Here is a 26,036-nt window from a genome sequence, read left to right on the forward strand (position 1 = left end):
CTGGAACCTGGTTGGAGAAGAGCCTCCGCACAGATCGATTTTCGTTTATTTCGCAGACTGTTGATTCGGATCATTGCCCGTGCAGTACGCGAAGCTAGGCTGGCATACCGAACCGAAGCGAGGAGACCCACCATGACCGCTCAGCCAATCATTCACTTCCATGGTGCCGCCGGGACCGTCACGGGCTCTTGTTTCCTCCTGGAGCACGACGGAAACCGGGTTCTGATCGACTGCGGCATGTTCCAGGGATCGAAAACGGAAAAGGAGCTGAACTATCGCCCCTTCCCCTTTGCCGCGTCGCAGATCAACGCTGTTATCCTGACCCACGCTCACATCGATCACTCCGGTCTCTTGCCGAAGCTTGTCAAAGACGGGTTTGACGGCCCCATCTATGCAACAGCGGCGACCCTCGATTTGTGTACCATCATGCTTGCCGATTCCGCACATATCCAAGAGATGGAAGTCGAGCATTTGAACCGGCGCAACCAAAGACGGGCGAGGGAGCCGGTAACCCCGATTTACACGACCACAGACGCCGCGGTGTGCATGACGCAGTTTCAGGCCATTGCATTCCAGGCGTGGCATGAGGTGGTGCCCGGGATTCGGTTCCGTTTCTGGAACGCTGGCCACCTTCTCGGGTCCGCGTCTGTCGAACTCGAGGTTGGGGACGGTGGTAACCGCCAGCGCATCCTGTTTTCCGGCGATCTCGGCCCGTCCCACAAACTCCTGCAATTCGATCCGGAAGCACCAACAGGATGGGACTACATTGTCTGCGAAAGTACCTATGGCGACACCACGCGATCCGAGGTGTCCGAAGAGACACGGCGAAGCAGGCTGCGTGAAGAAGTCAGGGAAGCTGCGCGCCATCGCGACGGGGCTCTCATCATCCCTTCCTTTGCGGTGGAAAGGACGCAAGAACTTCTGGCCGATCTGATCATCCTGATGGAAAGACACGAGATTGCATCATGCCCGGTCATTATCGATTCGCCGCTGGCCGCTCGCGCCAGCCAGATTTTTCAAAAATACGCCCGCGTTCTCCAGAACGGCGATGCTTTGGTACGGGCCATGAGGTCGAGGAATGTCCGGTTCACCGAAAGTGCGGAACAGTCGAAAGCCATCGATTCCATTCACGGATTTCACATCGTGATTGCAGCAAGCGGAATGTGCGAGGCTGGCCGTATTCGACATCGACTCAGGAACTGGCTCTGGCGCGAAGAGGGAACAGTCCTGCTTGTCGGTTATCAGGCTGCAGGAACACTGGGACGTATCCTATCAGATGGGGCCTCGATCGTTAAAATTCAGGGCGACGATATCATGGTGCGCGCCAGAATTCGCAAACTGGACGTCTACAGCGGTCATGCGGACGGCACGGAACTCGAAACATGGGTCAAGGCGCGGCTGCCGATCAAAAAGGATATCTTCCTGGTTCATGGCGAAGCGGAGGCCCTCGCGGGGCTGCGCCAGCGACTGTCGGGTTTCCTTCGGCCGGACCAGATCGTTGTGCCCCGGCTGGACGCTGCCTATCGTCTGGACGCTGAAGGCGGCGTGGACATCTCTCCGGCAGAGCCTCCTCCGCGCATCGATCCGGTACAAGCGGGCCATCGCGACTGGCACAATGACGTTCAAGCTCTCATTCTTGATCTTCAGGAGCAATTGGCATCGGCCGCTGACGAGAAAGCACGAGGCGTGATCATCCGCAGGATCCGCCGGGCGTTGGAAGAACCGAACTGATCTTCGGCGCGCCCATAGAAGATTTCAGCGATTAAGTCGATCAAGGTGAGGGTGAAACCGTTCGCTACCGTTCTGACCGCGCGAAATGCCGGCATGTGGGAGGGTATCGAGGCGCTTGAAACAATGAATCTTACGATCGACAGTACCATCTTTGACGCTGATCAAGGGCCGCTGGAACCAGGGCAAAAAGGATCTAGCCATCTGCTGTTCGACGCGTTGGCCGGGCTCTCCGCCTCATCGTATCGGCTGGAGTATACGAAGACCCCCCACGCCGAGCGGCGCGACGGTTACCGCGATGTCGACTGTTGGGACCATCTGCTACGCGGTGCAGCGGCGTCGCCGGCCAGCCTTCAAACTCGGTGCGGAGCACTCGTGCCGATGCTATGCCCGATGCAAGGCACAGCCATCAGCTTCGATGCGATCCGCACCGCCATTCTCTTGTCGGCGCGGATCGATTTGAGCTGAATCTACTTCGGTACAACGCAAAAAAGGCCACTGTAAGTGGCTCCTATTGGTCCTGCATAAAACCTTGCATCTCCTCGGTTGTTACCTTGCTATCCTTGTTTGCATCGACGTTGTCGAACACCCGTTTGTGAATCGTCGTCACTTCCTCGAAGGAAAGTGCTCCATCTCCATCGACATCCGCGATGGCGAACATGATTTTCATCATGTGACCACGCATCGCGCCGCCGCGCATTCCGCCCATCATACCGGCCCGCCCCATCATCGCACCCGGCATCATCTCCGAGGTCCCAGACTGTAAATTCTGGTCCTCGGCCGGGGCCGCCTGCGCGAAGGCCATAGTCATGGTGCTGGCTGAAAAAAGTGTGGCGACCGTTGCCACGCATGCCAATTTTGTCAACGTCATGTGCGTTCTCCTTCTGAGCTATAGGAACTGAAGGCGACTGCAGCAGCGCTGTCGTTTCCCACGCCATTCCAGTGCCAACATTTATAATACCCCGGAAGCGAAGTTGCCGATTTGCGTTACATCAATCAGTCGCTAGAGATGACGCCTGATTCAGCTCCGGCCACGACCATGTATCGATGAACGAGGCTCACAATGCCCGGTCCTGATCCCGCCCCGCTCCAACTTCCGACGTACTTCGTCTGTTTTCCGGAAACCCGTGGCCGATTGCGCACGCGACGATAGTCTTGGGATGGCAAGCTCATGGAACGCACGCAGGTCCTTGGCTGCTGAGCACGCCGAAACTCTTTGGAAGGCGTACCGCCCACAATGAGGCCAAGGGCGTTATCAAACCGCCACATCAATCGCCGCGCATCGTTCTGGGCCTGCCGCAGTCGGAGATCAACAAGAACGTAGCTCCGCGAAAATTCAAAAAGTGCTGCACACTTAAATATGATATGAGGTGGCCGCAGCCTCGTAGAACATCTGGCGTGTGTGCCTGTCGTCCGAGTGCCGGGAGGGATCTGTTGGGGTGGCTTTTCCAAATGATCGCCAATCGATCGCATGCGGGCCGCTCGGTCCCGACCAGCGCTTCTGTAGATAAGCTGTTCCGGGAATCGGAGATTGAGGCGGAATATGCGATCGGATGGGTTCGAATCGCCGTTGGGCTCGCCCTCCTTGCAAGTGGTGTCCTCGTGTCGTCAGGGACAGCCGAGCTCACCAATGAATACAGCCTGAGCCAAGTTCGTTTCACGGCCCTGTTCACGGTCGGGAGCTTTCTAGCACTCGGCCTCGTGTCGTTGCTCTTGGTTATCCGCCACTGGTTCAGGCCATGGATGGCATTTTTCCTCGTTACCGGTGACGCGGCCATTCTTGGCGCCAGCCTCTTTTTCGGCTTGGAAGGCATTGGCCTAGGCGGGAACTGGGTCGCTGCAATACCGACCATCTGGCTCGTACCTCTCGGCCTCGCCGTCGGCGCGCTTCGATATCGGCCACTCGTTCAAGTGTGGGCCACCTTTGTAACAATGATCACCCTGGTTGGCGTCGTTTTCGCGCTTGGCTTTCGCTCGTTCCCGGACGGCTTTGGGATCCCTGCATTTCCTTCTGACCTTGAGGCAAGCTTTGGTCGCCTGTTCTCGCTGCCGCCTTACCTCATGCGGGCCGTCATGCTGACGCTAATCGGTCTCACAACGGCACTTGCAATGCTGCGGTCTCGGCGTCTTCTCATGCACGCCGTCAACGAGACAACGCGGCGGGCAAACCTTGCTCGCTTCCTGCCAGCCGAGATCGCGCCATTGGTGGGAGAGAATGGTATTGCCGGATGGCGGCAAGGCCGACACCAGCAGGCTACCATCCTGTTCGTCGATATACGGGGGTTTACGGCTTATGCGGAAGGCATGGATCCAGCGAGGCTCTCCATCTTCATCTCTTCCTTTCGGCGACGGGTGACGCATGCGGCGGAGGCCTTCGGCGGCGTGGTCGACAAGTTCATTGGCGATGGCGCTCTGCTTGTATTCGGCGTTCCAGATCCCCAGAGTGATGACTGTACCCGCGCTATAGCATGTGCCCAGGAGCTTCTCGAACTCGTGGATCAATGGAACGCGAAGCGCGGATTTGATCCTCCTATCCGGGTGGGGATCGGCATCCACACGGGTGAGGTATATTGCGGGCTTGTTGGAGATGACAAACGAATTGAGTTCACAGTGCTTGGCGACGTCGTCAATGTGGCTGCCAAGATCGAACAGGCCACCAAGCGGTTTAACAAAGCGCTGCTGGCTTCTGAGACCGTGGTGATGCGCTCGGGACAACTTCCCACATGGCAGGAGGTCGGCCGTGAGCCGCTAGGAGGGCGCGGCGAGCACCTTGCGATCTTCGCTCACTCGGGGACAAAGTCGAGCGGCTGAGTGCCCAGACGATGATGTTCATTCAGGGAATGGGCGCTTGGATCCCATATTCTTCTGGGCATTACTGTCCTTAGAATGCAAGGATCAGATTGGCTCGCGAGCCCAGATCCCACAGCCTGATGGCGGATGCGTTAAGTCTGCAATGCACGATTCCGTTCTTTTCAACTCCCAAATAACCTTCTCTGCGTTCAGCCGGTAGGCGATTTTCTAAGGATCTCGTCGTGGGGAACGATGCCGAATTGCCTAGCACCGTCAGTTGCTACGACAGGGTTGGCGGATGAATTTTTAGGCGCTTCAGCTCAAACGCTCTCGCTCATCGAATCAGATACCAGGCGCTGCCCGTGGATGATGCGTAGAATATCCTGGCAGAGTGTTTCGGCGGGTTGCGTCGCGTCCATCCGGAGCCATTGAATGTCATCTGTCTCTTGTGAGAGCTGGTGGGCCAGGATTTCAACGGTCGCGTCGGAGGGACCTCCGACCCTTGCTGCAACCCGCTGCCTGAGCAATGCCGGATCCGCTTCAAGCCAGAAGGCTGAGAATGGATGTCTGCCCTCGGCCGCCGCTTTTTCGAACATCTGTCGATGGTGCCTCTTATCGAAAACCGCATCCGCCACCGCCGCACCGCCTTCCGCCAGTATGAGGCGGACCCGCCAGACCATCTCCTGATAGACTTTTGCGGAAATTTCAGGTCGATACGCAGCTTGCGGCAGCCTCGTTTCTGGCGGCACGCCATGCATCGCCTTGCGGATACGATCGCTCTCGATGATACGCGCCCCGGGGGCGGGCCCGATGCGCGGTGCGAGCGTTTCCGCCAGTGTTGACTTGCCCGATCCACTGAGACCACCAATGGCGACAAGCTGCCCCGCCGCCGGCTGCAACAGAGACTGGGCAAGCTGGAAATAGGATCGCGCTTCGCCCGCAAACGTTGTTGCCAAGTCACCTGCATCTTCCGCCTGTGTGGCGATCACACGGGCCCGGACGGCAGCACGCACGGCGATGAAGAATGGCAGCGCGCCGAAACCGTCATCCTCCTCTGTCTCGTCGAGATATCGGTTCATGACGAGGTTGGCGAGTTCGAGATGTCCGCGATGCCAGAGATCCATCAGCAAGAAGGCGAGGTCGTATAGTATATCGGTCGTGGCGATCTGGTCGTTGAACTCGATGCAATCGAACAAGCATGGTTCGCCCTCTAGCAAGAATATGTTGCGGAGGTGCAAGTCGCCATGGCAACGCCGCACTTTGCCAGATCGTTCCCGTCGGTCCAAGAGATTGGCAAGCTGCGTCAGGCGCCGATTGAAGGCCGCAGTCAAATCGTGGACCTCCTTTTCTGAAAAGACATGACTTGTCGCAAAGCCATCCTCATTCACCTTCAGTACAGCCGCCATATTGGCCGTGCCGCTGCTGCCGTATATGATCGGTGCGAGACGATGAAACTTGACGATCGCTCTTGCGAGAGAGGCCACCATCGTCGGCGTCAATCCCCCTGAAATGGCAATCTGGTCGAGCAGTAAAGACTGATCGAAACGCTTCATCTCTACAAGAGCATCAAGCAGCTGTCCTTCGCCGCCAAGCGCAAGGTCGCCGCTATTTTCCCGTGTGACGGTCTTGACCCCAAGATAGATGCCAGGTGCTGTCAGGGTGTTCAGCTCTACCTCCTTGCGACAGGCCGCTAGCCGTTTCTCCGCTGAGGAAAAATCAGCATATGGCAGCTTCACAGCACGTTTCATCTTATAAGCTCGCTGCCCCACCAGAAAAATGCGCGAGATGTGAGTGTCCATCATCTCGACGGGCGCGGCATTCAAGGACAATGCGTCCTTAAGAAAGGAGATGGTTGCCGACTGATCCTCGGTGATCATTTGCAAACCTTTCGGATGCCGTGGTCAGATCAGCAAGTTGACCATGACCCGGCACGCAATGCATTGACGTGGGTCAAAGATCAGATTGCCGCCGTCGGACTTGCTTTCGAAAACATCAGACAGGCGTCACGCGATCGCGCTCGTCAGCAGTCTTCCTCGCAATTTGCGGATCGAAGCACTTTCGGCCGCCTTTCAACCACCGAGTAGCTCAGGTGCCAGAGGTGGTTCACGGGGATCGCAACATCCAAAATCCAGCGTTTCTCCAGTTGTTGCGCTAGATCAAAGTGCAGCCAGATTGGATCGCTATTATCCTTGACCACAGGGCGCAGCGGTTGACCCAACTGAACGGCGCTAGCCAACGACCGTTGTGCCGGCTCGAAGGAGACATGAAATGCTCGAAGATACCGATGACGACCTGACCACACGCACTGGTTTCCGTTTCCATGTACGCCACGCCACGCCGCAAGACGAAGCGATCGTGGCCGAGTTTTTCACACACGTAACCCCGGAGGACATCCGATTTCGGTTCCTCTCCGGCATGAAGACCGTATCTCACGAACGGCTCCTCGAAATGACGCGCGCCGACGATCCTCAGGTCGTGAACTTCTTGGCCTTCGCTCCGAATGAAGCGCTGTTGGCAGTGGCAATGCTTGCGGCTGGCGAAGATGCTCAGCGCGGAGAAGTCGCGCTCACGATCCGCAATGACTTCAAACATCAGGGAATAAGCTGGGAAATGCTCGCGCATATCTGCCGCTATGCGGAGCGGCACAATTTCAAAAGCATTGAATCCTTGGAAAGCCGTGCAAACCATGCGGCGATCGATCTGGAGCGCGATATGGAGTTTCAGGTCTTCGACGACGAAGACGATCCGACCGTAGTCGTGCTGCGCCGAGATCTCAAACTACAGCCCGACGCGGCCCCAATCGACGGCAGCGAGGTTTCGCATATATTGCGATGATCCATTCAGGGCAATCCCTCCGTTCGGAGCGTCGCAGAGACCGAAGCAGGCGTTCATCTTGCAACTCTGAAAAGGAACCGATTGGCCAATGGAGACGATGCCGGGACACAGCCGTTACGATTCCTTCGTCCGTAGAGCCATCGCCATTTCACCAATGCGGACGGCAGTGGTCCATCCCTGCTCGGAGGAAACCCTCCGCTCCGCGATTGATCTGAAAACCCAAGGACTTCTCGACCTGTTGTTGATCGGGCCAGAGCACAAAATCAGGGCGATTGCCGAGGCGGCTGCACTTTCCCTCGCCGGTATCGACATCGAGCCGGTCGAGCACAGTCATGCTGCAGCCAACCACGCCGTCGTACTCGCCTCGACCGGCAAGGTCGCGGCATTGATGAAGGGCAGCCTCCACAGCGACGAACTGCTTTCCGCCGTCTTGTCACCCACCTCCAAGCTTCGAACAGAACGCCGCATCAGCCACGTCTACGTGATGGATGTGCCGGCTTACAGAAAGCTGCTGGTTATCACCGATGCTGCAATCAATATTCGGCCGAACCTCGATCAAAAAAAGGACATTTGCCAGAACGCCATCGATCTCATGCGGCTTCTCGGCGTTGAAAGGCCGCTCGTTGCAGCGCTCGCAGCCGTCGAAACTGTCAACAGCAAGATGCCTGCAACGCTGGACGCCGCCGCCTTAACAGTGATGGCTGCGCGCGGCCAGATCGAAGGCGCGATTGTCGATGGTCCGCTTGCCTTCGACAACGCGATCAGCATCAAGGCCGCGCGGGCCAAATGCATCAATTCGCAGGTGGCAGGGCAAGCAGACATCCTTCTGGTTCCCGATCTCGAAGCCGGAAACATGCTGGCCAAGCAACTCATCTATTTCGCAGGCGCGGATGCCGCAGGACTTGTCCTTGGCGCGCGCGTTCCCATTATCCTGACAAGCCGCGCGGATTCGGCCAAGGTTCGCATGGCCTCGGCAGCCCTCGCTGTGCTGACCACCGCAAAACGCCATGAACCAAAGGCGATCGCATGACGGGCAAACTCCTCCTGACGTTCAATGCCGGCTCATCCACGGTCAAGATTGGCATCTTCGAGTTGGGTGACAAAGGGCTAGAGCGGTGCGGCAAGGCGGTTGTTGATTTCGGCTCCCATTCGCTGCAATTGACTGTGAAGGAAGGTTCGACGCACCTCGACCTTGCTCGAATGGGTGACCGAAGCGACGATCTGTCGGAACTGATGGCAGAGGTCTTCAAGGCGCTGGCCGGGCATTTTGATCTTGATTCAGTAGCGGCTGCAGGCCACCGGGTCGTTCATGGGGGCGATCTCTTCTCCGGTCCAGCCGAACTGAATGCCAGGACCGTCGAACAGATCACGTCGCTAACCGACCTTGCACCACTCCATCAGCCACAGGCGCTGAGACTTGTCAGGGCGATCAAACACCTGCGGCCGGATCTGTTCCAGACCGCTTCGTTCGATACCACCTTTCACGCCGCGCAGCCGGATCTCGTGCGCCGGTTCGCAATTCCGCGCGTCTATCACGAGCGAGGTATCAAGCGATACGGGTTCCACGGTCTTTCCTACCAATCCGTTTCAAGTACCTTGGCCTCGAAGTCGCCGGAAGTCGCCCATGGCAAGATCATAGTGGCTCATCTTGGCAGCGGCGCCAGCCTGTGTGCGATCGATAATGGCACCAGTCGTGATTCCAGTATGGGCTTTTCAACGCTCGACGGTATCCCGATGGCCACGCGTCCCGGCTGGCTCGATCCCGGTGTGCTCCTGCATTTCCTGGGACCGCTCGGAAAGACCGTCGGGGAGGTGGAGGAAATGCTCTACCACCAGTCCGGCCTGCTCGGCGTCTCTGGTGGATTGAGCGGCGATATACGTGAGCTCTTCGACAACGATGGAACGGTTGCAAAGGAAGCAATTGACCTCTTTACGCTACGGATCGCCGGTGAAATCGGTCGGCTTGCATCGACGCTCAAGGGACTCGACGCCCTGGTGTTCACGGCAGGCATTGGCGAGAACCAACCGCGGGTTCGCGAACTCGTCACCGAAAGGCTTGTTTGGCTTGGCGTCGAGCTGGATAGGCGCGCCAATGACATGAACGCATTCAAGATCAGCACTGCCGCGAGTCGGATCGCTGTTTACGTTATTCCAACGGACGAGGAAATGGTGATCGCCGAAGAATGCCTCGCCGTCCTCAATTCGCGGGATTTGCCACCGCAATCATAAGCCGATCGTGGATGCAGTCCGCCTCCGGCGCGACGGCCCCGATGTACCAAAGGAACAAACAGATGCAGTCCGATACCTCCCTGGCCTCAAAGGATACGATGACAGCGGAAGAATTGACGCTGATCGACCGCTACTGGCGCGCTACCAACTATCTGTCCGTCGGACAGATCTACCTTCTCGACAACCCGCTGCTACGCGAACCGCTGAAACCGGAGCATATAAAGTCCCGTCTGCTTGGCCACTGGGGCACGACGCCCGGCCTCAACTTCATCTACACCCATCTCAATCGCATCATCCGAGATCGCGATCTCAGTATGATCTATATCTGCGGCCCGGGCCATGGCGGGCCGGGTATGGTTGCAAGCACCTATCTTGAAGGCAGCTACAGCGAAATCTATCCGGATATATCGCAGGACGCCGCCGGCATGCAGAAGCTGTTCCGACAGTTTTCCTTCCCGGGCGGAATCCCCAGCCATGCCGCGCCGGAAACGCCAGGCTCCATCCACGAGGGCGGTGAGCTCGGGTATGCGCTTGTGCACGCCTATGGCGCGGCGTTCGACAATCCGGATCTCATCGTAGCCTGTGTTATCGGCGACGGCGAGGCTGAGACCGGGCCGCTTGCCGCGAGTTGGCAGTCAAACAAGTTCCTCAATCCGGCCCGCGACGGCGCCGTCGTACCTATCCTGCATCTGAACGGCTATAAGATCGCCAATCCGACGCTGCTGGCCCGCACAAGCGACGAAGACCTCGACAATCTGTTTCGCGGCCTTGGGTATGAGCCCTTTTTTGTTGAAGGACATGAACCTGCGGATATGCATCGGCAGATGGCAGCGACGCTCGACGCGGTTTTCGAGCGTATTCGCACTATTCAGCACGATGCGCGCGAAGGTGCCTCACAGGACGGCTGCTCGCGCTGGCCGATGATCGTGCTGCGCAGCCCAAAGGGCTGGACCGGCCCGAAGGAAGTCGATGGCAAAAAGGTCGAGGGCTTCTGGCGGGCGCATCAGGTGCCGGTGGCCAATTGCCGGGGAGATGCCGACCACCGCAAGATTCTCGAAGACTGGATGCGCAGCTACGATCCGCAAGACCTTTTCGATGTCGGGGGACGGCTCAAGCCCGAGCTGCAGGCACTGGCGCCGATGGGTGAGCGGCGTATGGGCACCAATCCCCATGCCAATGGCGGACTGCTTCGCAAGGAACTTGTTGTGCCTTCGATCCGCGACTACGCCGTACCCGTGACCACCCGCGGCGGCTCCATGGTTCAGACGACCGAAATTCTCGGACACTATCTGCGTGACGTCCTCAAGCTCAACGACGAGAATGCCAATTTCCGAATTTTCGGTCCCGACGAAACGGAATCGAATCGCCTTGGGAGCGTATTCGAAGTTACCAATCGTGTCTGGATGGAGGCGATCGAACCATACGACGTCCAACTCGCGCGTGATGGCCGGGTGATGGAAGTCCTGAGTGAACATCTGTGCCAGGGTTGGCTGGAAGGCTACCTGCTCACCGGCCGCCACGGGTTGTTTTCCTGCTACGAAGCTTTCATCCACATTATCGATTCGATGTTCAACCAGCATGCCAAATGGTTGAAGGTCTCGCGGGAACTTGAATGGCGCAAACCGGTATCGTCGCTCAACTACCTGCTGACATCGCACGTCTGGCGGCAGGATCATAACGGCTTCAGCCATCAGGATCCCGGCTTCTTGGACCTTGTTGCCAATAAGAGAGCCGACACGGTGCGGATCTATCTGCCCCCGGATGCCAATACTCTCCTTTGGGTCGGCGATCACTGCCTGAGAACCTGGGACCGGATCAATGTCATCGTCGCGGGCAAGCAGCCGGAGCCTCAGTGGCTGACAATCGACGAGGCGGAACAGCACTGCGAAGCCGGTATCGGCATATGGGACTGGGCCAGCAATGAGGAGGGCTCGGTTGAGCCAGACGTCGTGATGGCCTGCGCGGGCGATGTACCGACCCTAGAGACGCTGGCGGCCGTGAAGCTGCTGCGCCGGGCTATCCCTGAGCTCAGTATCCGCGTCGTCAACGTAATCGACCTGCTTTCCCTTCAGTCGCAAGAGCATCATCCGCACGGCCTCTCTGACGATGCGTTCGACCGCCTGTTCACAAAAGACCGGCCGATCATCTTTGCCTATCACGGCTATCCCGCCCTCATCCACCGGCTGACCTACAAACGCACCAACCACGAGAACATCCACGTTCGCGGCTTCATCGAGGAAGGCACCACGACGACGCCATTCGATATGACTGTTTTGAACGAGCTCGACCGCTTTCACCTGGCGATAGAGGCGATCAAGCGCGTGCCTGGCCTGAAGGAGAATGCCGATGCGGCCATCGCCGCTCTTGAGAGCAAACTCGTGGAACATACCCGTTATGTGCGCGAATATGGCGAGGACATGCCGGAAATCCGCGATTGGAAATGGGACCCGTGATGCGCATGTCCGGATCGAAACCTTGCTGAGCCAGAATTGCAGGCGGACCCGGCTGGGACAGCGCCGGTTCTAGCGGGCGAGCAAGGCAATCGCAGTCGTAAGTCAGTGCCAGCCATATAGAATTCCAAAGGGTGCCCATGTGGAGGTGGCCTTGGGATCTGCGGGCAACCTTCTCGAAGAAGAAACCTGGCTGTCCTGAACGCGTCGCGGGCGTGGATTCGCCGTCGCGCCCTGTTCAAGATCAGATGCTGACGTTGACCGATATCAATGTCCAGGAACATCATGAACACTACACTCCGGGATCATCGTCGGCTCTTTGTCGTGACGATCACCCGTCTGATCTGGAGTGTCGCATGACCGCCACCGCTCAATTGCCTCGTGACATCCAGGCCACCGGACAAGGGCCTGGAGGACTGACCAGTGTTGAGGCTGCCGAGCGCCTGGTGCAATTCGGTCCGAACACCATCCCCGAGCCCAGAGCGGCGTCTCTGTTGCTGATCTTCATAAGGCAATTCCGCAGTCCACTGATTTACATCCTCCTTGTCGCAGCTGCTGTATCGCTCGCCGTCAGTGAACCCGAAGATGCCGTTTTTATCGCCATCGTCCTTCTGCTGAATGGGTTGATTGGTGGCATTCAGGAACATTCGGCCAGCCGCGCAGCCGCTGCGCTACGCAATCTTGAGCAGCCCTATGCGAACGCCATTCGTAACGGAGAAGCACGGGAGATCGACGCTCGTTTGGTGGTTCCCGGCGATCTCATCCGCATTGAGGCCGGCGGCAAAATTCCTGCTGATATCACGCTTATCGAGGCCAACGGCCTGCTGTGCGATGAATCGCTGCTGACAGGGGAATCAGCGCCGGTCCACAAGCACATTGGCCTTGCCGATGTGCCTGGGGAACATCGGAACTCGGACCTTGCATTTGGGGGATCGTTGGTCACCCGTGGCCGCGGCAAGGGTCTGGTGACGGCCACCGGCCCCTCTACCCAAATCGGCAAAATCGCTTTCGACGTCGGCAAAGCGTCCATTTCCAAGCCACCGTTGATGATCCGGCTGGCGCATTTCTCTAACAGGATCGCCTGGGTGGTCGGCATTGCCAGTGCCGTACTTATCACGGTCGGATTGATAAGAGGGTTGCCTTGGAACGAGCTGTTGATGATGTCGATCGGACTTGCGGTCAGCGCGGTTCCCGAAGGTTTGCCGATCGCCATATCAATCGCGCTGGCCATCAGCATGCGCCGCATGGCCAAGCAAAATGTCATCGTCCGCCACATGGCGGCGGTCGAATCCCTTGGCTCCTGCACGATGATCGCTACCGACAAAACAGGCACTCTGACCCTCAACGAGCTGACCATTACCGATATCCGGCTTCCCGACGGCACTTGCCTCGAACTTGACGCTGGCACGGATCTCGATAGTTGCGAGATTCGCGGCCCAAACATGAGTGTGGCGGACGCCCGTCAAAAGGCCGCACGCCTGCTCAAGGCTGCCTCATTGCCGAACGAGGGCGCGCTCAGCAAACAGGAAGCCGGCTGGCAGGGTATCGGAGATACAGTCGACGTAGCGCTTCTGGCAGCTGCCCGCAAAGCGGGTCTTGAGCATAGGGTCATGCAGGATGCTTATCCGCTTCTGGCACGCATCCCGTATGAGCCTGATCTAAAATATGCAGCCTCCTTCCATCAGCGGGGAGACAGTGTCCACATGTTCGCCAAGGGATCGGCCGAAACCTTGATCGATATGGCCGATCGCATGGATGCGGGTAATCGTAATGTGCCCATCGACCGTGAGGGGCTCCTCGCGCAAAAGGAGGAGATGGCAGGACGCGGCCTGCGCGTCCTCGCCTTTGCCGAGGGCGAGATCAAGGCGGCCAATGACCGCACATTTGGTCACCATCATCTCGTCGACCTTGTCTTCCTGGGGCTTGCGGGTATGCAGGATCCTATTCGTCCGGAAGTACCCAAAGCTATCCGGGATTGTCATGCCGCCGGCATCGAGGTCGCAATGATCACCGGAGATGACCCAAGGACAGCCTCCGCCATCGCCTGCCAGGCAGGTCTGAAGTTTCGGCCTGATCAGGTGGTCGCGGGTGATGATGTCGGGAAGGCGGAAGACGGGGGGCCTGGTAGGCTGGACGCGTTGACAAAAGATGCCCGACTCTATGCGCGCGTTGTGCCAGCTCAAAAGCTCGCAATCGTGTTATCGCTTGCCCGCAACGGGCACTTCGTCGCGGTCACCGGCGACGGCGTCAATGATGCCCCGGCGCTAAAACATGCTCATGTGGGCGTCGCGATGGGGCGAAAGGGTACTGAAGTCGCCAAGGAAAGTGCCGACATCGTGGTATCGGACGACAATTTCGCGTCCATCGTGAGCGGTATTCGTGAAGGCCGCATAGCCTATTCGAATATCCGAAAGGTCATCTACATGCTCGTCGCAACGGGAGCGGCTGAGATGCTGCTGTTCCTGCTGGCGATCCCGCTCGGTCTGCCCATGCCCCTGCTGCCGGTGCAGTTGCTCTGGCTCAATCTGGTGACCAACGGAATTCAGGATGTCGCGTTGGCGGGCGAAAAGGCGGAGGGAGACGAACTGGAGCGACCGCCCCGCCGCCCGAGGGAACCGATCTTTGACCGGCTCATGGTTCGCAGAATCGTTCTGTCGACTTTGACCATCGGTGTTGGAGGTTTTGCTGTCTTCTGGTGGCTGCTGCAGCATGGATACGAGGTTTCGCAAGCACGAAACATGCTGCTCCTGCTTTTCGTGATATTTGAAAACTTCCAGACTTTCCTCAGCCGCTCAGAACGCAAGTCGATCTTTGCATTGGCCTTCCTCGGCAACCCGCTGCTGCTCTTGAGCATTGTCGCGTCCCAGGCACTGCACCTGTCGGCGATGTATGTCCCCTGGTTGCGCGAGACACTGCAACTCACGCCGATTTCGCTCGCACAATGGGCCTGGATCTGCGTCGCCGCCTCGTCGATTCTTTTCGTCAATGAACTCGACAAATGGCTGATACGCAGAACGACCGTGAATTGAGGTGCACTCAATTGCGCTGCATCAAGGCGGTGAACGCCGCAATCCCCGAAGCTGGCGACGCACTAAACAATAGCGGCCTTAGGAGACGACGATGCTTGCCAGGGATCTGATGACGACGAATGTAGCTTATGTGACGGTGGGCACGAGCCTCAAGCGGGCGATAGAAATTATGATCGACTGAGATGTAAGTGGCCTACCGGTGGTCGACGATGCTGGAGGCGTATGCGGGATGTTGACCGAGGGAGACTTATTAAAGCGGCACGAGTTCAACGGCGGGCATGAAATCGGACACCTTCAGCCGGACGTGGCGTTTTTCGAAAGCTATATCAAACAACACGGGCGGGCGGTCGAAGATTGCATGACGGCCAACGTCGTCGTCGCTTCGCCGCAAGCTACGCTTGCCGAAATCGTCGCGCTGATGCGCCGTCACAATATCAAACGGATTCCCATCCTCACGAACGGCAGACTCTCGGGAATCGTCAGCCGGCGCGACGTGCTCAAGGCCATCTCTGCAACACCAGACTCCGTCGCTCGCGGTGATGACGCATTACGGCTGGCAGTTTCGACGCGGCTTCAAGCCGAATTGGGACTTCGCCGGGAGAAAGTGGAGGTCAATGTCCGGGATTCAGTGGTGGAGGTAATTGGCGAATTCGAATCCGATGCTGCGTGCGAAGCCGTAAGGATCGTGACCGAAGCTATCGCCGGCGCCAGTTGCATTGTCACCCGAAAGGCTCGGCCAACTGCGGCGCACTAGCGATGCAGAATATGGACGGCTCCTCAGGTTCGGATTGCGCATCTTTGCGTGCGATCAACACAAGCCGGTCTGGGTACCGGCCATGCCGTGCTACCCTACAAGTAAATCAGTGGGGCACCCATGAAGATCAGGTCTATTTCGCTGGCGAGCGGGCTTCCGGCTCCACTTCCAGGAAACTGGGAAAAGTAAGATGGACTCGATCATTCCACGTCTTGGCCTCGCCCTCGCTATTGGCCTTCTGGTTGGGCTCGAACGTGGCTGGCGGGATCGCGATGCCCCTGCAGGCAGTCGCACCGCCGGCATCCGGACGTATGGAATTGCGGGCTTGCTTGGCGGCGCATTCGGCACGTTGGTGCAGGAACAGAACGGCGGAGTGATCTTCGGTTTAGGGTTCCTCGGTTTTTCACTGAGTTTCAGCTGGTTCAAGCTGCGCGAAGCCCGGCGTGACGACGATTTCAGTGTCACCGGGGTTTGCGCAGCGCTCTGCGTTTTCGCGCTTGGCGGGATCGCTGTTGCCGGAGATTATCAAGCTGCCGCCGCGGCCGGCGCCGCCCTTGCAGCTCTGCTAGCAAGCAGGGAAGCGCTCCATGGCCTCCTGCAGCGCCTATCCTGGATCGAGTTGCGCTCGGCCCTCGTTCTCGCCGTGATGACCGCGATCATCCTTCCCCTCATTCCTAATCGCACAACCGATCCATGGGGCGGATTGAATCCCTGGGAAGTTTGGCTCTTCACCGTGCTGAGCGCAACGATCTCCTACACCGGCTATATCGCAGTCCGGCTGCTTGGCTCGACGAAGGGTCTGCTCGTCAGCAGCCTGGCAGGAGCGTTGGTTTCCTCAACCGCCGTCACAGCCAGTTTCGGACAGAAGGCCAGAAGCGGCGAGGCTCCTTTGCCGTTGGCTGGGGCCGCGATCCTAGCGCCCGTTGTATCAGTCCTTCGGGTCATTGCGATCGTTCTCGTTATCGCGCCAGCGGTCTTTCCCTTGATCGCCCCTGCTGCTCTTACAGCGGCAACGGTGCTGGCTCTTGCCGGCGGCTCGTTGATGACGTTGCACGCCGCGCGACAGGAAGAGACTTTTACCGCGCGAAACCCATTCGAACTCGGCCCCATTGTCGTTTTTGCCAGTCTTTTCGCACTGACCACGACCCTGAGCGCCGCGCTGGTGTCCCGTATTGGCGACAGCGGACTTGTCGCCCTTTCGGCCATCTCCGGGACATTCGATGTTGACGTTGCGGTCCTCAGCGCCTTGCGCGCAGGCCAGGACGGCCTGCCGCTGCCGTTGATTGCCATCGGCCAGGCAGTGCTTGCGGCTATCGCCGCCAATGCCGTCGGGCGGCTGATCGTCGCAATCGCATCGCGAACGCTCTTTTATTGGTTGCCTATCGTGATCGCCTCTATACTGGCAATTAGCGCTGGTAGTGCTGTCTACCTGGTGACCCGATAACCGGCTGAATGATGAAGGCCCCGTCGCGCGTCACAGAAGACGCCCGCGCCCGTCGGCGGATGAACTCATCGAGTGCGGACACCGGTGGCAGAATGATTGACAAGCGCCCACGGATCGGACCGAACGTTGACGAACTTTATGGTATTACTCCACTCAGGCTTCGGTACAGCACGTATCCGGCAACCATGAAGATGAGCCCCGCAAACATCCGATTGAGCAGGCCTTTGTAGACACTGAGTCGCGTCGAGAGGATCATGCCAAACACGCCGCCGACAATCCCACCGCCCACGAATTCGACGGCAAGCATCCCGTCGACGAGTCCTGACGCAGCATAGTTGATTGCCGTCGCCAAGCCGAACGCACCGACAGATAAAAGCGATGATCCGACTGCATTGATCATCGGCATGCCTGTCGCGAGGATGAGCCCTGGGACGATCAGGAATCCGCCACCAATCCCGAAGAGCCCCGATGCAGCACCCGAAGCCAACGCAACAGCCGCGGTTATCAGACACATTTTGCCATCAATAGGACGTGGCACGGTCGAGAGGGACTTTTTGGGTCGCAGCATCAGCCCGCCGATCACCACCATGACGATGCCGAATAAAAAGAGCAGCTTGTCACCATCCATCGACTTACCGAGAGTTGACCCCAAGAGCGCTCCAATTGTCCCGAGGAGAGAGAAGACGATGGCGCAGCGCCACCAGACGTGACCCTTGACCGCATGGATCCCGAAATTGGCAAAGGCATTGGCTGAAACGGCCAGTGCGCCCGTTCCTATGGCCACATGCGGCTCGGCGACGCCAACGACATACAGAAGCAGCGGCGTGGCGAGGATTGAGCCGCCGCCGCCGAGTAGACCAAGCATGAAGCCGACGACGCTGCCGGAGCCAACTGCTGAGACGATCGAATAGGTCACGATCCCCTCCTCCACACACGGTCGTGTAGCGTCATGCCGACGATCATGGCTATTACAAAGACGAAGGATTCACCGAGGCCGACCGACAAGGACGCAACCGCCGGGCCGGGGCAGAAACCACCGAAGCCCCAACCAACGCCAAACAGCGCCGAACCGATAAGGAGCGGCGGGTCGATCTTTTTGTTCTTCGGGACATGGAAGGATTCATCAAGAACGGGACGATCCATTCGGTACATGATGCGAACGCCGACGAACGCTATGACAACCGCACCGCCGAGAACGAAGGCAAGGCTGGGATCCCAGGCCCCAAAGACGTCGAGGAAACCCTGCACCCGCGCCGGGTTCAGCATGCCGGAGAGCGAAAGCCCGAAGCCGAACGCTAGACCGGATGTTAGCGCGGAGGCCGTCTGAAGGATGTAGCGTGTCATTGTCCGATTCCTCTCAGAACTGTCACGGCAACGACGCCTGCGGTCAGAAATGTTGCGACGGCCACCATCGACCGGGGTGAAAGCCGGGCGAGCCCGAGCACGCCGTGTCCGCTCGTACATCCAGACCCCATCCTTGATCCGAAACCGACAAGCAGACCCGCGCCGATGATCAGCGGCCAGCCAGCAGAAATCTCGACGGTCGGCCACTGCCCGAAGCTGTATAGGTAGACAACCGGGCCGAGGATCAGACCGACGACGAACGCAAGGTTCGTTGCGATCCCTGCTCCTTGGGCAAGACGCGCAACGATTCCGCTGATCCCGGCGATACGGCCGTTAACGAGAAGCAGCATGACGGCCGACAAACCGATCAACATGCCTCCGATGAGCGAAGGAAGGTAGTGTGTCATTGTTCTTCCTCCTTGCAGAAAATCGTATAGAGCGCCGCCACGAGCTGGGCCGCCTTTTCTTCTGTCAGGCTGTAGAAGATCTGTTTGCCTTCTCGGCGGGTGTTGACGATATTCGCCTCCCGCAGCACCGTCAGCTGCTGCGAAAGATGCGGTTGGTGAAGATCGAGCTTCGCCTCCAGTTCGCTGACGGAGTGCTCACCCTCGACGAGAGTGCAGACGAGCATCAGCCGGGCGGGATGGGCCAATGTCTTCAAAAGACCGGACACTTCGGCTGCGCGCGCTGCCATATCCTGCGGCGTCATTGAAGACTGTTTGCTTGCGTCTGGATCCAAGGCCATCACCATGCGACCCCCTCCAGAGCGTCCAGTGGGAATTTAAGGTACCGTTTGCCGTTGGCCTCAGGCTCCGGAAGCCGCCCCGCGCGAACGTTCACCTGCAGGGCATGCAGGATCAGTTTTGGCATGGGAAGTGTTTCGTCCCGCGCCGTTCGGATCTTCACGAATTCCTCTTCCGACACGCCGGCGATGTGAGAGTTGCTCCTTTTCTGTTCCTCGACCGTGCTTTCCCAGCGCGGGGGCCGTCCATCGGGCTGATAGTCGTGTCCGGTGAAAATGCGCGTCTTCTCCGGAAGAGCCAAAATGTCCTGGATCGACTTCCAAAGCATGTGTGCGTCGCCACCAGGAAAATCAGCCCGTGCCGTGCCGCTGTCCGGCATGAAGAGAGTGTCGTGCACGAAGGCGGCATCACCGATTACGTAGGTGATGGAAGCGAGCGTGTGGCCGGGCGAGAACATAACCTTCGCATCGATCGAACCGACCTTGAAGGTCTCGCCATGCACGAACAGTTTGTCCCACTGCGAACCGTCTGTGTCGAGTTCTGGCCAGTGGTAGATGGCCTTCCAGAGCTTTTGAACGTCGACAACCCGCTCGCCGATCGCGGTGAGTGCGCCAGTCTTCTCCTTCAGGTATTGGGCGGCCGAGAAGTGATCGGCGTGGGGATGGGTATCCAGGATCCATTCGACCGTGAGTTTGTTCTCCCGGATATATTCGAGGATCCCGTCGGCATTGATCGTCGCTGTCGCACCAGCCCTTTCATCGAAATCGCGGACCGGATCGATAATGGCACACTTGCCCGTATCCGGATCCGATACCACGTACTGGATGCTCCAGGTCCGTTCGTCGAAGAAGCCCTTCACGATCGGGCGGCGGGCAAAGTGTTTGTTCAGCCAGTCGTCGGCGGCCGCCAAGTCGATTCCGTGCTCTTGGCCAAAGGCGACAACATGATCGCGCTTCATGCGCCCGTCGAGAACCTCGCCGATGACGTACAGCAGCAATGCGCGGGTGCCGGACTTGCAGTGAGCGACGACCGGGCCGTCCGCCTCATCCATGGCCCGCCGGAATGCGCGGACGTCGGCTTCGGTGATTGTCGCGACCGTGACTGGCACGTAGGCGTAAGTCATCCCTGCCCGGTTTGTAGCCTCTTTCTCGGCTTTCGTTCCCGGTTGCGCTGGCTCCTCCAAATCTGGACGGGCGTTGATCAGAGTCGTAAACCCCTGTTCCGCAAACGACCGAAAGTCTGCTATCTCGGGTTGTGGCATGACGGAGAACTTGTCGGTTATCTTTGTGAGGGCCATGATGGTGATCTCCAATTTAACATTATACAATTAAATATAATGTATATTGACATCATTTCAAGCCTTGGAGTTTTTGAAAAGCTGCTTGACCGTCGCCCATGCAAGCCCGCCGATCAACTTAACAGTGGCCCTCCCTCCCGACGATGTTCCCCACCTCAGAGAGGAAGGGTTGCCTGCCTTGACTTCCGAGTAGAATACTGTGCACCGGGACCAGTGAAGGTTACCGCTCCCTCGCCTTGAAGGGATATGAACTGCGGGCCACCTCGGCCGGCAAGCCGACACGGAAGGGAATCAAGTAGTTGCCCGAGTCCGGCATATCGGCATCTTGCCTTCGGTACGCTAATCGCATACCATGGATGTGACGATAAGAAGGCTTCTACGATGACGACGGTTGAGAAGATTACCATTGCACTGACACCTGAGATGGCGGGATTTGTGCGAAACGCGGTAGATGCTGGCGAATATGCGTCAACTAGCGAAGCCATCCGCGACGCCGTGCGTGAGTGGAAGGAAAGACGGGATTTGCTTGGCTATACAGTTGAGGATCTGCGAGCGCTTGTTCATGAGGGCATCGACAGCGGTCCGAGTCAGCGTTCGACGATGGCCGAGGTGAAAGCCGCCGCGCGCCATCGCTTTGAATCTTCACAAGGCGAAAGCTAACTGTGCTTTCTATTGTCCGCACGGATCGTGCCGATGAGGACCTGATCGAAATCTGGTCCTACATTGCCGTCGAAAACATAGTCGCAGCTGATCGAGTTCTCGATGCGATTGAGGCGCGCTGGCAGCATCTCGCACGGCACCCTTACTCGGGAGTGGCGCGCGACGACATTTCACCGGGTATTCGGCATCTGGTCTCAGGCGAGTATCTAACTCTTTACCGGCTCACCGGCGGCGCAGTCGAAATCATCCGCGTGCTGCACGGGCGCCGGAACATCTCCTCCCAAGTCGTTGACTAAGGGTCGCCTGTCAGCGTGACTACGGGCAAGAAACGCACGCGTGGCATAACGCTGATTTATGGAACTCGGAAACGCGTATTCCTCTCGTGCGATCACGACTATGAGCCGGAGCGGAAATGATTTCCGCTTCGCGGGCCACAAGCGGACGCATGCAGCGCCCGCCTTCGTTCGTCACCAATCATTGATTAACATCAACAGCAAAGCCTGGGAAAGCACCGCCACCGTCATTTCTCTTCATCTCATCGCATCCCCGCAATTGCTTGTTTCTGTCGTCGGATGTTTCCAACAAAGACCCTTTTGCCGATCAACTTCGCCATCGCGGCGGTGCGGCGGGTGTCATAGCAACAGCAGCTTCTTGACCAGCGACATCACTTCCTTGAACGGCACCCTCGTAGCGGCGACGATGGCGAACGGAAACAGGGCAGCGGCCGAGACAGGCAGAAGCGCCGATCGATTGAGCAGAAGCGTCGAAAGCTTCCTCGTGGCATCGTACTGCTTGCCGGGATCGGTGACGTCCTGGACCTCTTCGGCCTCGGAGGCGCTGTCTGCCACCACATTGCTTCCCATCAGTTTGCGCTCGGTCAGCCGCTGGAACTGCGTTGCCTGCGCGGTCAGTCTCGTCATGGTGGCCTTCTTCAATTCGGCCAGAGGTTTCGAGAAGGCGGAGAGCGGATAGGCGAACAGTGCCAGCACGATCACCAGCCAGCCGCCCATCAGCATGGTGAGATGGCTGATCGGTGGCGTTTCCTGCAGCACGTTCTTCGCGACGGCTGCGGCGACGGCACAGCTTATGCCGAACACAAACGTCATGTAAGCATTCGGATAATCTGCAAGGAAGCCGATGCCGCCCTTGCCATCCGGATGAGTGGAAACAAGCCGCAATTCCATCTGGGCGATTTTGCGCAGGAGTATCGACCAGACGAAGTGTCTCCACACGCCTCTGAGCGCCAGGAACCAGAACAAGGGCACGCTGACAATCAGCGTCCACCATCCGGCAAACGTGATGGTATTTCCAGCGGGAGATGCAACGACCGCCCAGGACGATGTTTCGACGGTGTACTGGTGACGGATCGCGACCATGGCAGCCAAGATTGCGATGACCAGGCAGATGATCTCCGCCACCTTGGAGTTTCGTTGTTGCAAGGCCTGGTTGACGGCATGTGCGGCCGCGGTAAACGACGTCGGGGCGATGATCGGGGCCGAGATCACCTGCCGTAGCTTCTTCCTCAGTTGTTTTTCGATCTGCTGTTCGGATAGCACGAAGGCCCCGACCGCAATGAAGAACTTACTCCAGACGCCGAGGTCCGCGAGATATGTAAGACCGCTGGAGGTATCCAATGACAGGCTTTGCGGCAAACCGAGCAGCAGGGGGATGAACCATGCAAGGGTGATGAAGATCAACGCTCGCTGCCCGGTCTTCAGTGCGTGCTCGTGTAGAAGTCGCAACCTGTGCTGAAGTTCGTAGAACGGACCACCATGCGAGGCGAGAAAATCGGATGTGACTTCCGGATTCTGATTACGGATGTCCGTCATGTTGTCCCTCGCCTCAACATTGTCTCAGTCTTCTGTTACCGACCAGTTGTCATCGGGGTTGAACGTCCTGATCCCTGAAGCCATCTTCTCCGTCTCCGGCCCAAGGTCTGCCTGATAGACGGTGCCGTTGGCATTGACAGAAAACGTATGCACGCCCGTCTCACCGTATCGGACCGGCCAGGCGATCAGGGCGAAGCCGGCAATCATGTTGCCGTTGATGACGTATTCGAACTTGCCGCCGGCGATGTTAGGCCCCTGACTTTCGACGATCCGGTAGAGGTAGCCGAAATAGCCCGCTCCTGCCTTCGCCTTGTCAAGTGCCGCACCGCTTTCGAAGGCATCGCCGGCCGGACTGTCGCCCTCGCCGAGATCGGGCGACCAGTAGAGTCCATCCATCTTGCCGTCGCTGCTAATCAGCTTCCCGGCATATTCCAGCACGCCGTCGCCGTCATGGTCTGCGGAGGCATATTCCTTCTGGGCGTCGACATAGGCGCGCATAGTCGCGATCGCCTGAAGTTCGTTCTCGCCGACACGACGGTTGATGATCTCCTCGAACCCGGCATAGGTATCGAAAGCCCATTTGCCGTCGTTTCCCTTGACGATGGGGAACGGCAACGGCCAGAGCTTGTCGCCGATGTCGAGAATCTTGCGTCCCTCGACATCCTCTACGATGAGCTTCTTCCTGGTGCCGTCGCGGATTTCGGCATAGGTATCCATGACGCCTTCGCCAGCCTTCGACTTGGCGGCATCGAGGCCAAGCAAGGTCGTGAGCTTGTCAAAATCGTCCGCGGCAAGCGCTGCCTTGAACGCATCGACAGCCTGTTCCGGTGTATCGAAGACGGGCGGATCGGTCGGGGAGGCGAATCCGGAAATAGCCGTGCATTGCGATGGCTCCTGTGCGAAGGCCGCAACGGGAGCGGCAGCGATGCCCATCAGCGTGACGGCGAACACCGAGCCCAGGAGCATGTTTTTGACTGACGTGGTCATGACTGTCTTCCTTTTCCCTGGGTCACCGGTGACGGCCGCCGCCGCGCTTGATTTCGCGATGCTCGCCGCCCCCGCCGCGATTACCGCCACCCATTGCCTGCCTGCCGCGATTGGACTGCATCTCGGTGCGACGTCCGCTATCCACGCGCCCCAGCGCCGAGGGCGTCTTCGGGCGGTCGAAGTTGGCCTTCTGCTTACTCAATTTCGGATCCGGCTTGCGATTCTGCGCGGCCTGAGCCGGCTTCTTGCCGGGAACGGCCAGCCCGTCATTGTTGCCGACTTTCGCACGCGACAGGTCGCTCTTTTCTATCTTGGAGTTGCGGACGTCCTTGACGCTGACATTGCCTGAGTTGTTGCGGATGTTGGTCGAACGGTCGTTGCCGATCACGTTTGCCTTCGCCTTGATACTGTTGTTGCCGTTCGCCTCGATGCTGTTGCGAACCGAGGTGCGGTCGACCTTGTTGAACTGGTTGTTGTCGATCTTGATCTTGTTGCGATCGACGTTTTTCCAGTCGACGTCGTTGATGTTGACCTTGCCATTGATGTTGTTGAAGCAGTTGTTGCAGTCGATGTCGACGTCGCCGTACCAGCCGCCACCCCAGACTCCATGATGATCCCAGTCGACGGTCGCAGCCCAGATCGCTCCGGTTACAGCTCCTGCGAAGAAGGTCGCCGTCGGATAGTAGTAGTTCGGATAGGGATCGGGATAGTACGAGATCGGGGCCACCACGTAGTCCGGCTCGTAAAGCATCTCCGGGGCATACTGTGGCACGTAGATCTTCTCCGGGCTTACGGATGTGATGACGACGTTGTCGTTCTCCTGTGTCACCATGATCTTGTCGTTTGTCTTGATGACGCCATCGGCCACGGCCTCATTGCGGAGCTGCTGGATGGCAAGCAGGACGTCCTGCTGCTGATAGGAAAGCGCCTCGCCGAGCGACTGCGTCCAGTCGAGATCGTCGCTCATCATCATAACGATCTGCGGATAGTTCAAGAGCGAGATGACGCTGCCATCCCAAGTGTCCTTCGGCTGCAGCTTGGCATCTTTCTTTACCTGTTCGAGGAAGCGGACCGCCTCGACGATCTGCAGCGGATACAGCGAGGCTGATGTGACAACCGCCACCAGCTCGTCGGGATAGAGAGCTATACGGGCAACGAGTATTTCAAGTTCGTCTTCGCTGAGCGGTCGGGGTTGCGTTTCCTCTGTATCAGCGGCGCCGGCCGTGGCAGCGCCTTTGTCTTGCGCCGCGGTACTTGCTATCGTGATCGGGCAGGTCAGAAGCGCGAGCAACGCAATTGCTGGCACACGCTGCGAACAGTACCTTAGGAACATATTCTATCCTCTTCCACTACCGGCGATAAACAAATGATCGGGCTTTCATTTCACCCTCTCAAAGATCGGCAGCTTGTTCAGTAGCAGCTTCTCGAAGGTCGGATTGCCCATGATTGGGCAATTTGCTTCGCCGGTGACAATTGATTTTTGACCACCTTCATGGGTGGCATTGCTCGCCAGGTGCTGGCTGACGGATTTCGCCGCCATTGAGCGCGAGGCTCCATCCGATGCGCGCCCCCGACCGGAAACTCAGCTGGCTGATCGCCTTTCACCCGCCAGAAGAGCGATCTGCCTTTGGTCGGGCCTGCATCGTCGCTGCCCTTTCATCGTTGGGAAAGCTTCGCGCAGCAAGCAAAAGGGCAATCGCGGTGGCGAGCAGAAAGGCCGGTACCAGCCGCATTGCATCGTGCAGGCCGACGGCTTTGAACTGCTCTGTCATTTCGGTTCCGCCCGCCCCCACCATCGCACGCAAAGCATAGGCATCGGAAAGGAAGCCCATCAACAAGGGACCTAACGTGCCGCCAATCATCGAAGATGTCGCGACGTAGATGGCCATTGCAGTCGCCCGATGCTGTGGCCCCGCG

24 protein-coding genes and 1 pseudogene are annotated in these 26,036 nt (G+C 58.3%); 13 read left to right on the plus strand and 12 right to left on the minus strand.

All coding sequences use genetic code 11. The features are described from left to right. The first annotated feature begins 132 nt into the window (after nt 1-132). The gene (locus ASD36_RS13850) at nt 133-1,731 is read left to right on the plus strand and encodes an MBL fold metallo-hydrolase (protein WP_060511222.1); all 1,599 of its coding nucleotides are present in this window, start codon (nt 133-135) and stop codon (nt 1,729-1,731) included. Between the two features lie 51 nt (nt 1,732-1,782). Further along, nucleotides 1,783-2,196, plus strand: a complete 414-nt coding sequence (locus tag ASD36_RS13855) for a hypothetical protein (RefSeq protein ID WP_156393855.1) — start codon at nt 1,783-1,785, stop codon at nt 2,194-2,196. A 43-nt stretch (nt 2,197-2,239) separates the two neighbouring features. Here the strand turns inward: ASD36_RS13855 and ASD36_RS13860 are convergent, their stop codons facing one another. Next, entirely contained in the window at nt 2,240-2,539 is a 300-nt protein-coding gene (locus tag ASD36_RS13860; protein WP_244489840.1) for an EF-hand domain-containing protein, read from the minus strand. Nucleotides 2,540-3,180: 641 nt separating this feature from the next. On the opposite strand from ASD36_RS13860, the gene ASD36_RS13865 reads away from it, so the two are divergent. Next, nucleotides 3,181-4,539: an adenylate/guanylate cyclase domain-containing protein gene (locus tag ASD36_RS13865; protein WP_244489837.1), complete on the plus strand. Its 1,359-nt coding sequence runs from the start codon at nt 3,181-3,183 to the stop codon at nt 4,537-4,539. 299 nt (nt 4,540-4,838) lie between these two features. Here the strand turns inward: ASD36_RS13865 and ASD36_RS13870 are convergent, their stop codons facing one another. Further along, complete coding sequence (locus ASD36_RS13870) at nt 4,839-6,395, minus strand: bifunctional aminoglycoside phosphotransferase/ATP-binding protein (protein WP_060511230.1); 1,557 nt, start codon at nt 6,393-6,395, stop codon at nt 4,839-4,841. Nucleotides 6,396-6,786: 391 nt separating this feature from the next. On the opposite strand from ASD36_RS13870, the gene ASD36_RS13880 reads away from it, so the two are divergent. The 8 genes and pseudogenes from ASD36_RS13880 (at nt 6,787) to ASD36_RS13910 (ending at nt 17,259) form a co-directional block, all read left to right on the plus strand. Beyond that, entirely contained in the window at nt 6,787-7,353 is a 567-nt protein-coding gene (locus ASD36_RS13880) for a GNAT family N-acetyltransferase (protein WP_060511233.1), read from the plus strand. Between the two features lie 88 nt (nt 7,354-7,441). Beyond that, nucleotides 7,442-8,383 carry a bifunctional enoyl-CoA hydratase/phosphate acetyltransferase gene (locus tag ASD36_RS13885; RefSeq protein WP_060511235.1) on the plus strand — a complete coding sequence of 314 codons (942 nt, stop codon included), beginning with the start codon at nt 7,442-7,444 and terminating at the stop codon, nt 8,381-8,383. Then, a complete protein-coding gene (locus tag ASD36_RS13890) occupies nt 8,380-9,582 on the plus strand; it encodes an acetate/propionate family kinase (protein ID WP_060511237.1) in 1,203 nt (400 codons plus the stop codon). The genes ASD36_RS13885 and ASD36_RS13890 overlap by 4 nt, the downstream gene beginning before the upstream one ends. Before the next feature lie 62 nt (nt 9,583-9,644). Continuing rightward, nucleotides 9,645-12,035 (plus strand): phosphoketolase family protein, encoded by a 2,391-nt coding sequence (locus tag ASD36_RS13895; RefSeq protein WP_060511239.1) that lies wholly within the window; start codon nt 9,645-9,647, stop codon nt 12,033-12,035. Nucleotides 12,036-12,388: 353 nt separating this feature from the next. Next, nucleotides 12,389-15,061, plus strand: coding sequence for an HAD-IC family P-type ATPase (locus ASD36_RS13900; RefSeq protein WP_060511241.1), 2,673 nt, complete (start codon nt 12,389-12,391; stop codon nt 15,059-15,061). A gap of 109 nt (nt 15,062-15,170) precedes the next feature. Then, nucleotides 15,171-15,308 (plus strand): annotated as a pseudogene (locus ASD36_RS31770) (CBS domain-containing protein); the annotation flags it as partial. A 111-nt stretch (nt 15,309-15,419) separates the two neighbouring features. Further along, a complete protein-coding gene (locus ASD36_RS13905) occupies nt 15,420-15,815 on the plus strand; it encodes a CBS domain-containing protein (protein WP_277996001.1) in 396 nt (131 codons plus the stop codon). A 190-nt stretch (nt 15,816-16,005) separates the two neighbouring features. Beyond that, nucleotides 16,006-17,259, plus strand: a complete 1,254-nt coding sequence (locus ASD36_RS13910) for an MgtC/SapB family protein (protein ID WP_060511244.1) — start codon at nt 16,006-16,008, stop codon at nt 17,257-17,259. 136 nt (nt 17,260-17,395) lie between these two features. On the opposite strand, the gene ASD36_RS13915 is transcribed toward ASD36_RS13910, so the two are convergent. From ASD36_RS13915 to blh, 5 genes are read right to left on the minus strand one after another with little or no spacing between them, the layout of a single operon-like run. Beyond that, on the minus strand, nt 17,396-18,175 hold the full coding sequence (locus ASD36_RS13915) for a sulfite exporter TauE/SafE family protein (RefSeq protein ID WP_244489838.1): 780 nt from the start codon (nt 18,173-18,175) through the stop codon (nt 17,396-17,398). Then, on the minus strand, nt 18,172-18,603 hold the full coding sequence (locus ASD36_RS13920; RefSeq protein WP_060511249.1) for a YeeE/YedE family protein: 432 nt from the start codon (nt 18,601-18,603) through the stop codon (nt 18,172-18,174). Before ASD36_RS13920 ends, ASD36_RS13915 begins: the two co-directional genes overlap by 4 nt. Next, on the minus strand, nt 18,600-19,010 hold the full coding sequence (locus tag ASD36_RS13925; protein ID WP_060511251.1) for a YeeE/YedE family protein: 411 nt from the start codon (nt 19,008-19,010) through the stop codon (nt 18,600-18,602). Before ASD36_RS13925 ends, ASD36_RS13920 begins: the two co-directional genes overlap by 4 nt. Beyond that, nucleotides 19,007-19,348 carry a sulfite-sensing transcriptional repressor BigR gene (gene bigR / locus ASD36_RS13930; RefSeq protein ID WP_060511299.1) on the minus strand — a complete coding sequence of 114 codons (342 nt, stop codon included), beginning with the start codon at nt 19,346-19,348 and terminating at the stop codon, nt 19,007-19,009. Before bigR ends, ASD36_RS13925 begins: the two co-directional genes overlap by 4 nt. After that, complete coding sequence (gene blh / locus ASD36_RS13935) at nt 19,348-20,643, minus strand: bifunctional sulfur transferase/dioxygenase Blh (protein ID WP_060511258.1); 1,296 nt, start codon at nt 20,641-20,643, stop codon at nt 19,348-19,350. Before blh ends, bigR begins: the two co-directional genes overlap by 1 nt. Before the next feature lie 381 nt (nt 20,644-21,024). On the opposite strand from blh, the gene ASD36_RS13940 reads away from it, so the two are divergent. Continuing rightward, nucleotides 21,025-21,303, plus strand: a complete 279-nt coding sequence (locus ASD36_RS13940; protein WP_060511260.1) for a type II toxin-antitoxin system ParD family antitoxin — start codon at nt 21,025-21,027, stop codon at nt 21,301-21,303. A 2-nt stretch (nt 21,304-21,305) separates the two neighbouring features. After that, nucleotides 21,306-21,599, plus strand: a complete 294-nt coding sequence (locus ASD36_RS13945; RefSeq protein ID WP_060511263.1) for a type II toxin-antitoxin system RelE/ParE family toxin — start codon at nt 21,306-21,308, stop codon at nt 21,597-21,599. A 336-nt stretch (nt 21,600-21,935) separates the two neighbouring features. Here ASD36_RS13945 and ASD36_RS13950 read toward each other — a convergent pair whose 3' ends face one another. From ASD36_RS13950 to ASD36_RS13965, 5 genes are all read right to left on the minus strand, one after another. Continuing rightward, nucleotides 21,936-23,132, minus strand: a complete 1,197-nt coding sequence (locus tag ASD36_RS13950) for a hypothetical protein (RefSeq protein ID WP_060511265.1) — start codon at nt 23,130-23,132, stop codon at nt 21,936-21,938. 24 nt (nt 23,133-23,156) lie between these two features. Next, a complete protein-coding gene (locus ASD36_RS13955; RefSeq protein WP_060511267.1) occupies nt 23,157-24,119 on the minus strand; it encodes a DUF2950 domain-containing protein in 963 nt (320 codons plus the stop codon). A 22-nt stretch (nt 24,120-24,141) separates the two neighbouring features. Continuing rightward, the gene (locus ASD36_RS13960; protein ID WP_082562822.1) at nt 24,142-25,452 is read right to left on the minus strand and encodes a DUF3300 domain-containing protein; all 1,311 of its coding nucleotides are present in this window, start codon (nt 25,450-25,452) and stop codon (nt 24,142-24,144) included. Between the two features lie 45 nt (nt 25,453-25,497). Continuing rightward, a complete protein-coding gene (locus ASD36_RS30625; RefSeq protein ID WP_156393856.1) occupies nt 25,498-25,659 on the minus strand; it encodes a hypothetical protein in 162 nt (53 codons plus the stop codon). A 61-nt stretch (nt 25,660-25,720) separates the two neighbouring features. Continuing rightward, complete coding sequence (locus ASD36_RS13965) at nt 25,721-26,008, minus strand: hypothetical protein (protein ID WP_060511268.1); 288 nt, start codon at nt 26,006-26,008, stop codon at nt 25,721-25,723. Nucleotides 26,009-26,036 lie beyond the last annotated feature (28 nt).

Source organism: Rhizobium sp. Root1334 (assembly GCF_001426665.1).
Lineage (GTDB): Bacteria > Pseudomonadota > Alphaproteobacteria > Rhizobiales > Rhizobiaceae > Pararhizobium.

Excerpts from the sequence above, each read along its gene's own strand:
- ASD36_RS13850 (WP_060511222.1), top strand. The coding sequence starts at position 133 with ATGACCGCTCAGCCAATCATTCACTTCCATGGTGCCGCCGGGACCGTC.
- ASD36_RS13860 (WP_244489840.1), bottom strand. The coding sequence starts at position 2,539 with ATGACTATGGCCTTCGCGCAGGCGGCCCCGGCCGAGGACCAGAATTTA.
- ASD36_RS13865 (WP_244489837.1), top strand. The coding sequence starts at position 3,181 with ATGATCGCCAATCGATCGCATGCGGGCCGCTCGGTCCCGACCAGCGCT.
- ASD36_RS13870 (WP_060511230.1), bottom strand. The coding sequence starts at position 6,395 with ATGATCACCGAGGATCAGTCGGCAACCATCTCCTTTCTTAAGGACGCA.
- ASD36_RS13880 (WP_060511233.1), top strand. The coding sequence starts at position 6,787 with ATGCTCGAAGATACCGATGACGACCTGACCACACGCACTGGTTTCCGT.
- ASD36_RS13885 (WP_060511235.1), top strand. The coding sequence starts at position 7,442 with ATGGAGACGATGCCGGGACACAGCCGTTACGATTCCTTCGTCCGTAGA.
- ASD36_RS13890 (WP_060511237.1), top strand. The coding sequence starts at position 8,380 with ATGACGGGCAAACTCCTCCTGACGTTCAATGCCGGCTCATCCACGGTC.
- ASD36_RS13895 (WP_060511239.1), top strand. The coding sequence starts at position 9,645 with ATGCAGTCCGATACCTCCCTGGCCTCAAAGGATACGATGACAGCGGAA.
- ASD36_RS13900 (WP_060511241.1), top strand. The coding sequence starts at position 12,389 with ATGACCGCCACCGCTCAATTGCCTCGTGACATCCAGGCCACCGGACAA.
- ASD36_RS13905 (WP_277996001.1), top strand. The coding sequence starts at position 15,420 with ATGACGGCCAACGTCGTCGTCGCTTCGCCGCAAGCTACGCTTGCCGAA.
- ASD36_RS13910 (WP_060511244.1), top strand. The coding sequence starts at position 16,006 with ATGGACTCGATCATTCCACGTCTTGGCCTCGCCCTCGCTATTGGCCTT.
- ASD36_RS13920 (WP_060511249.1), bottom strand. The coding sequence starts at position 18,603 with ATGACACGCTACATCCTTCAGACGGCCTCCGCGCTAACATCCGGTCTA.
- ASD36_RS13925 (WP_060511251.1), bottom strand. The coding sequence starts at position 19,010 with ATGACACACTACCTTCCTTCGCTCATCGGAGGCATGTTGATCGGTTTG.
- bigR (WP_060511299.1), bottom strand. The coding sequence starts at position 19,348 with ATGGCCTTGGATCCAGACGCAAGCAAACAGTCTTCAATGACGCCGCAG.
- blh (WP_060511258.1), bottom strand. The coding sequence starts at position 20,643 with ATGGCCCTCACAAAGATAACCGACAAGTTCTCCGTCATGCCACAACCC.
- ASD36_RS13940 (WP_060511260.1), top strand. The coding sequence starts at position 21,025 with ATGACGACGGTTGAGAAGATTACCATTGCACTGACACCTGAGATGGCG.
- ASD36_RS13950 (WP_060511265.1), bottom strand. The coding sequence starts at position 23,132 with ATGACGGACATCCGTAATCAGAATCCGGAAGTCACATCCGATTTTCTC.
- ASD36_RS13955 (WP_060511267.1), bottom strand. The coding sequence starts at position 24,119 with ATGACCACGTCAGTCAAAAACATGCTCCTGGGCTCGGTGTTCGCCGTC.
- ASD36_RS13960 (WP_082562822.1), bottom strand. The coding sequence starts at position 25,452 with ATGTTCCTAAGGTACTGTTCGCAGCGTGTGCCAGCAATTGCGTTGCTC.
- ASD36_RS30625 (WP_156393856.1), bottom strand. The coding sequence starts at position 25,659 with ATGGCGGCGAAATCCGTCAGCCAGCACCTGGCGAGCAATGCCACCCAT.
- ASD36_RS13965 (WP_060511268.1), bottom strand. The coding sequence starts at position 26,008 with ATGGCCATCTACGTCGCGACATCTTCGATGATTGGCGGCACGTTAGGT.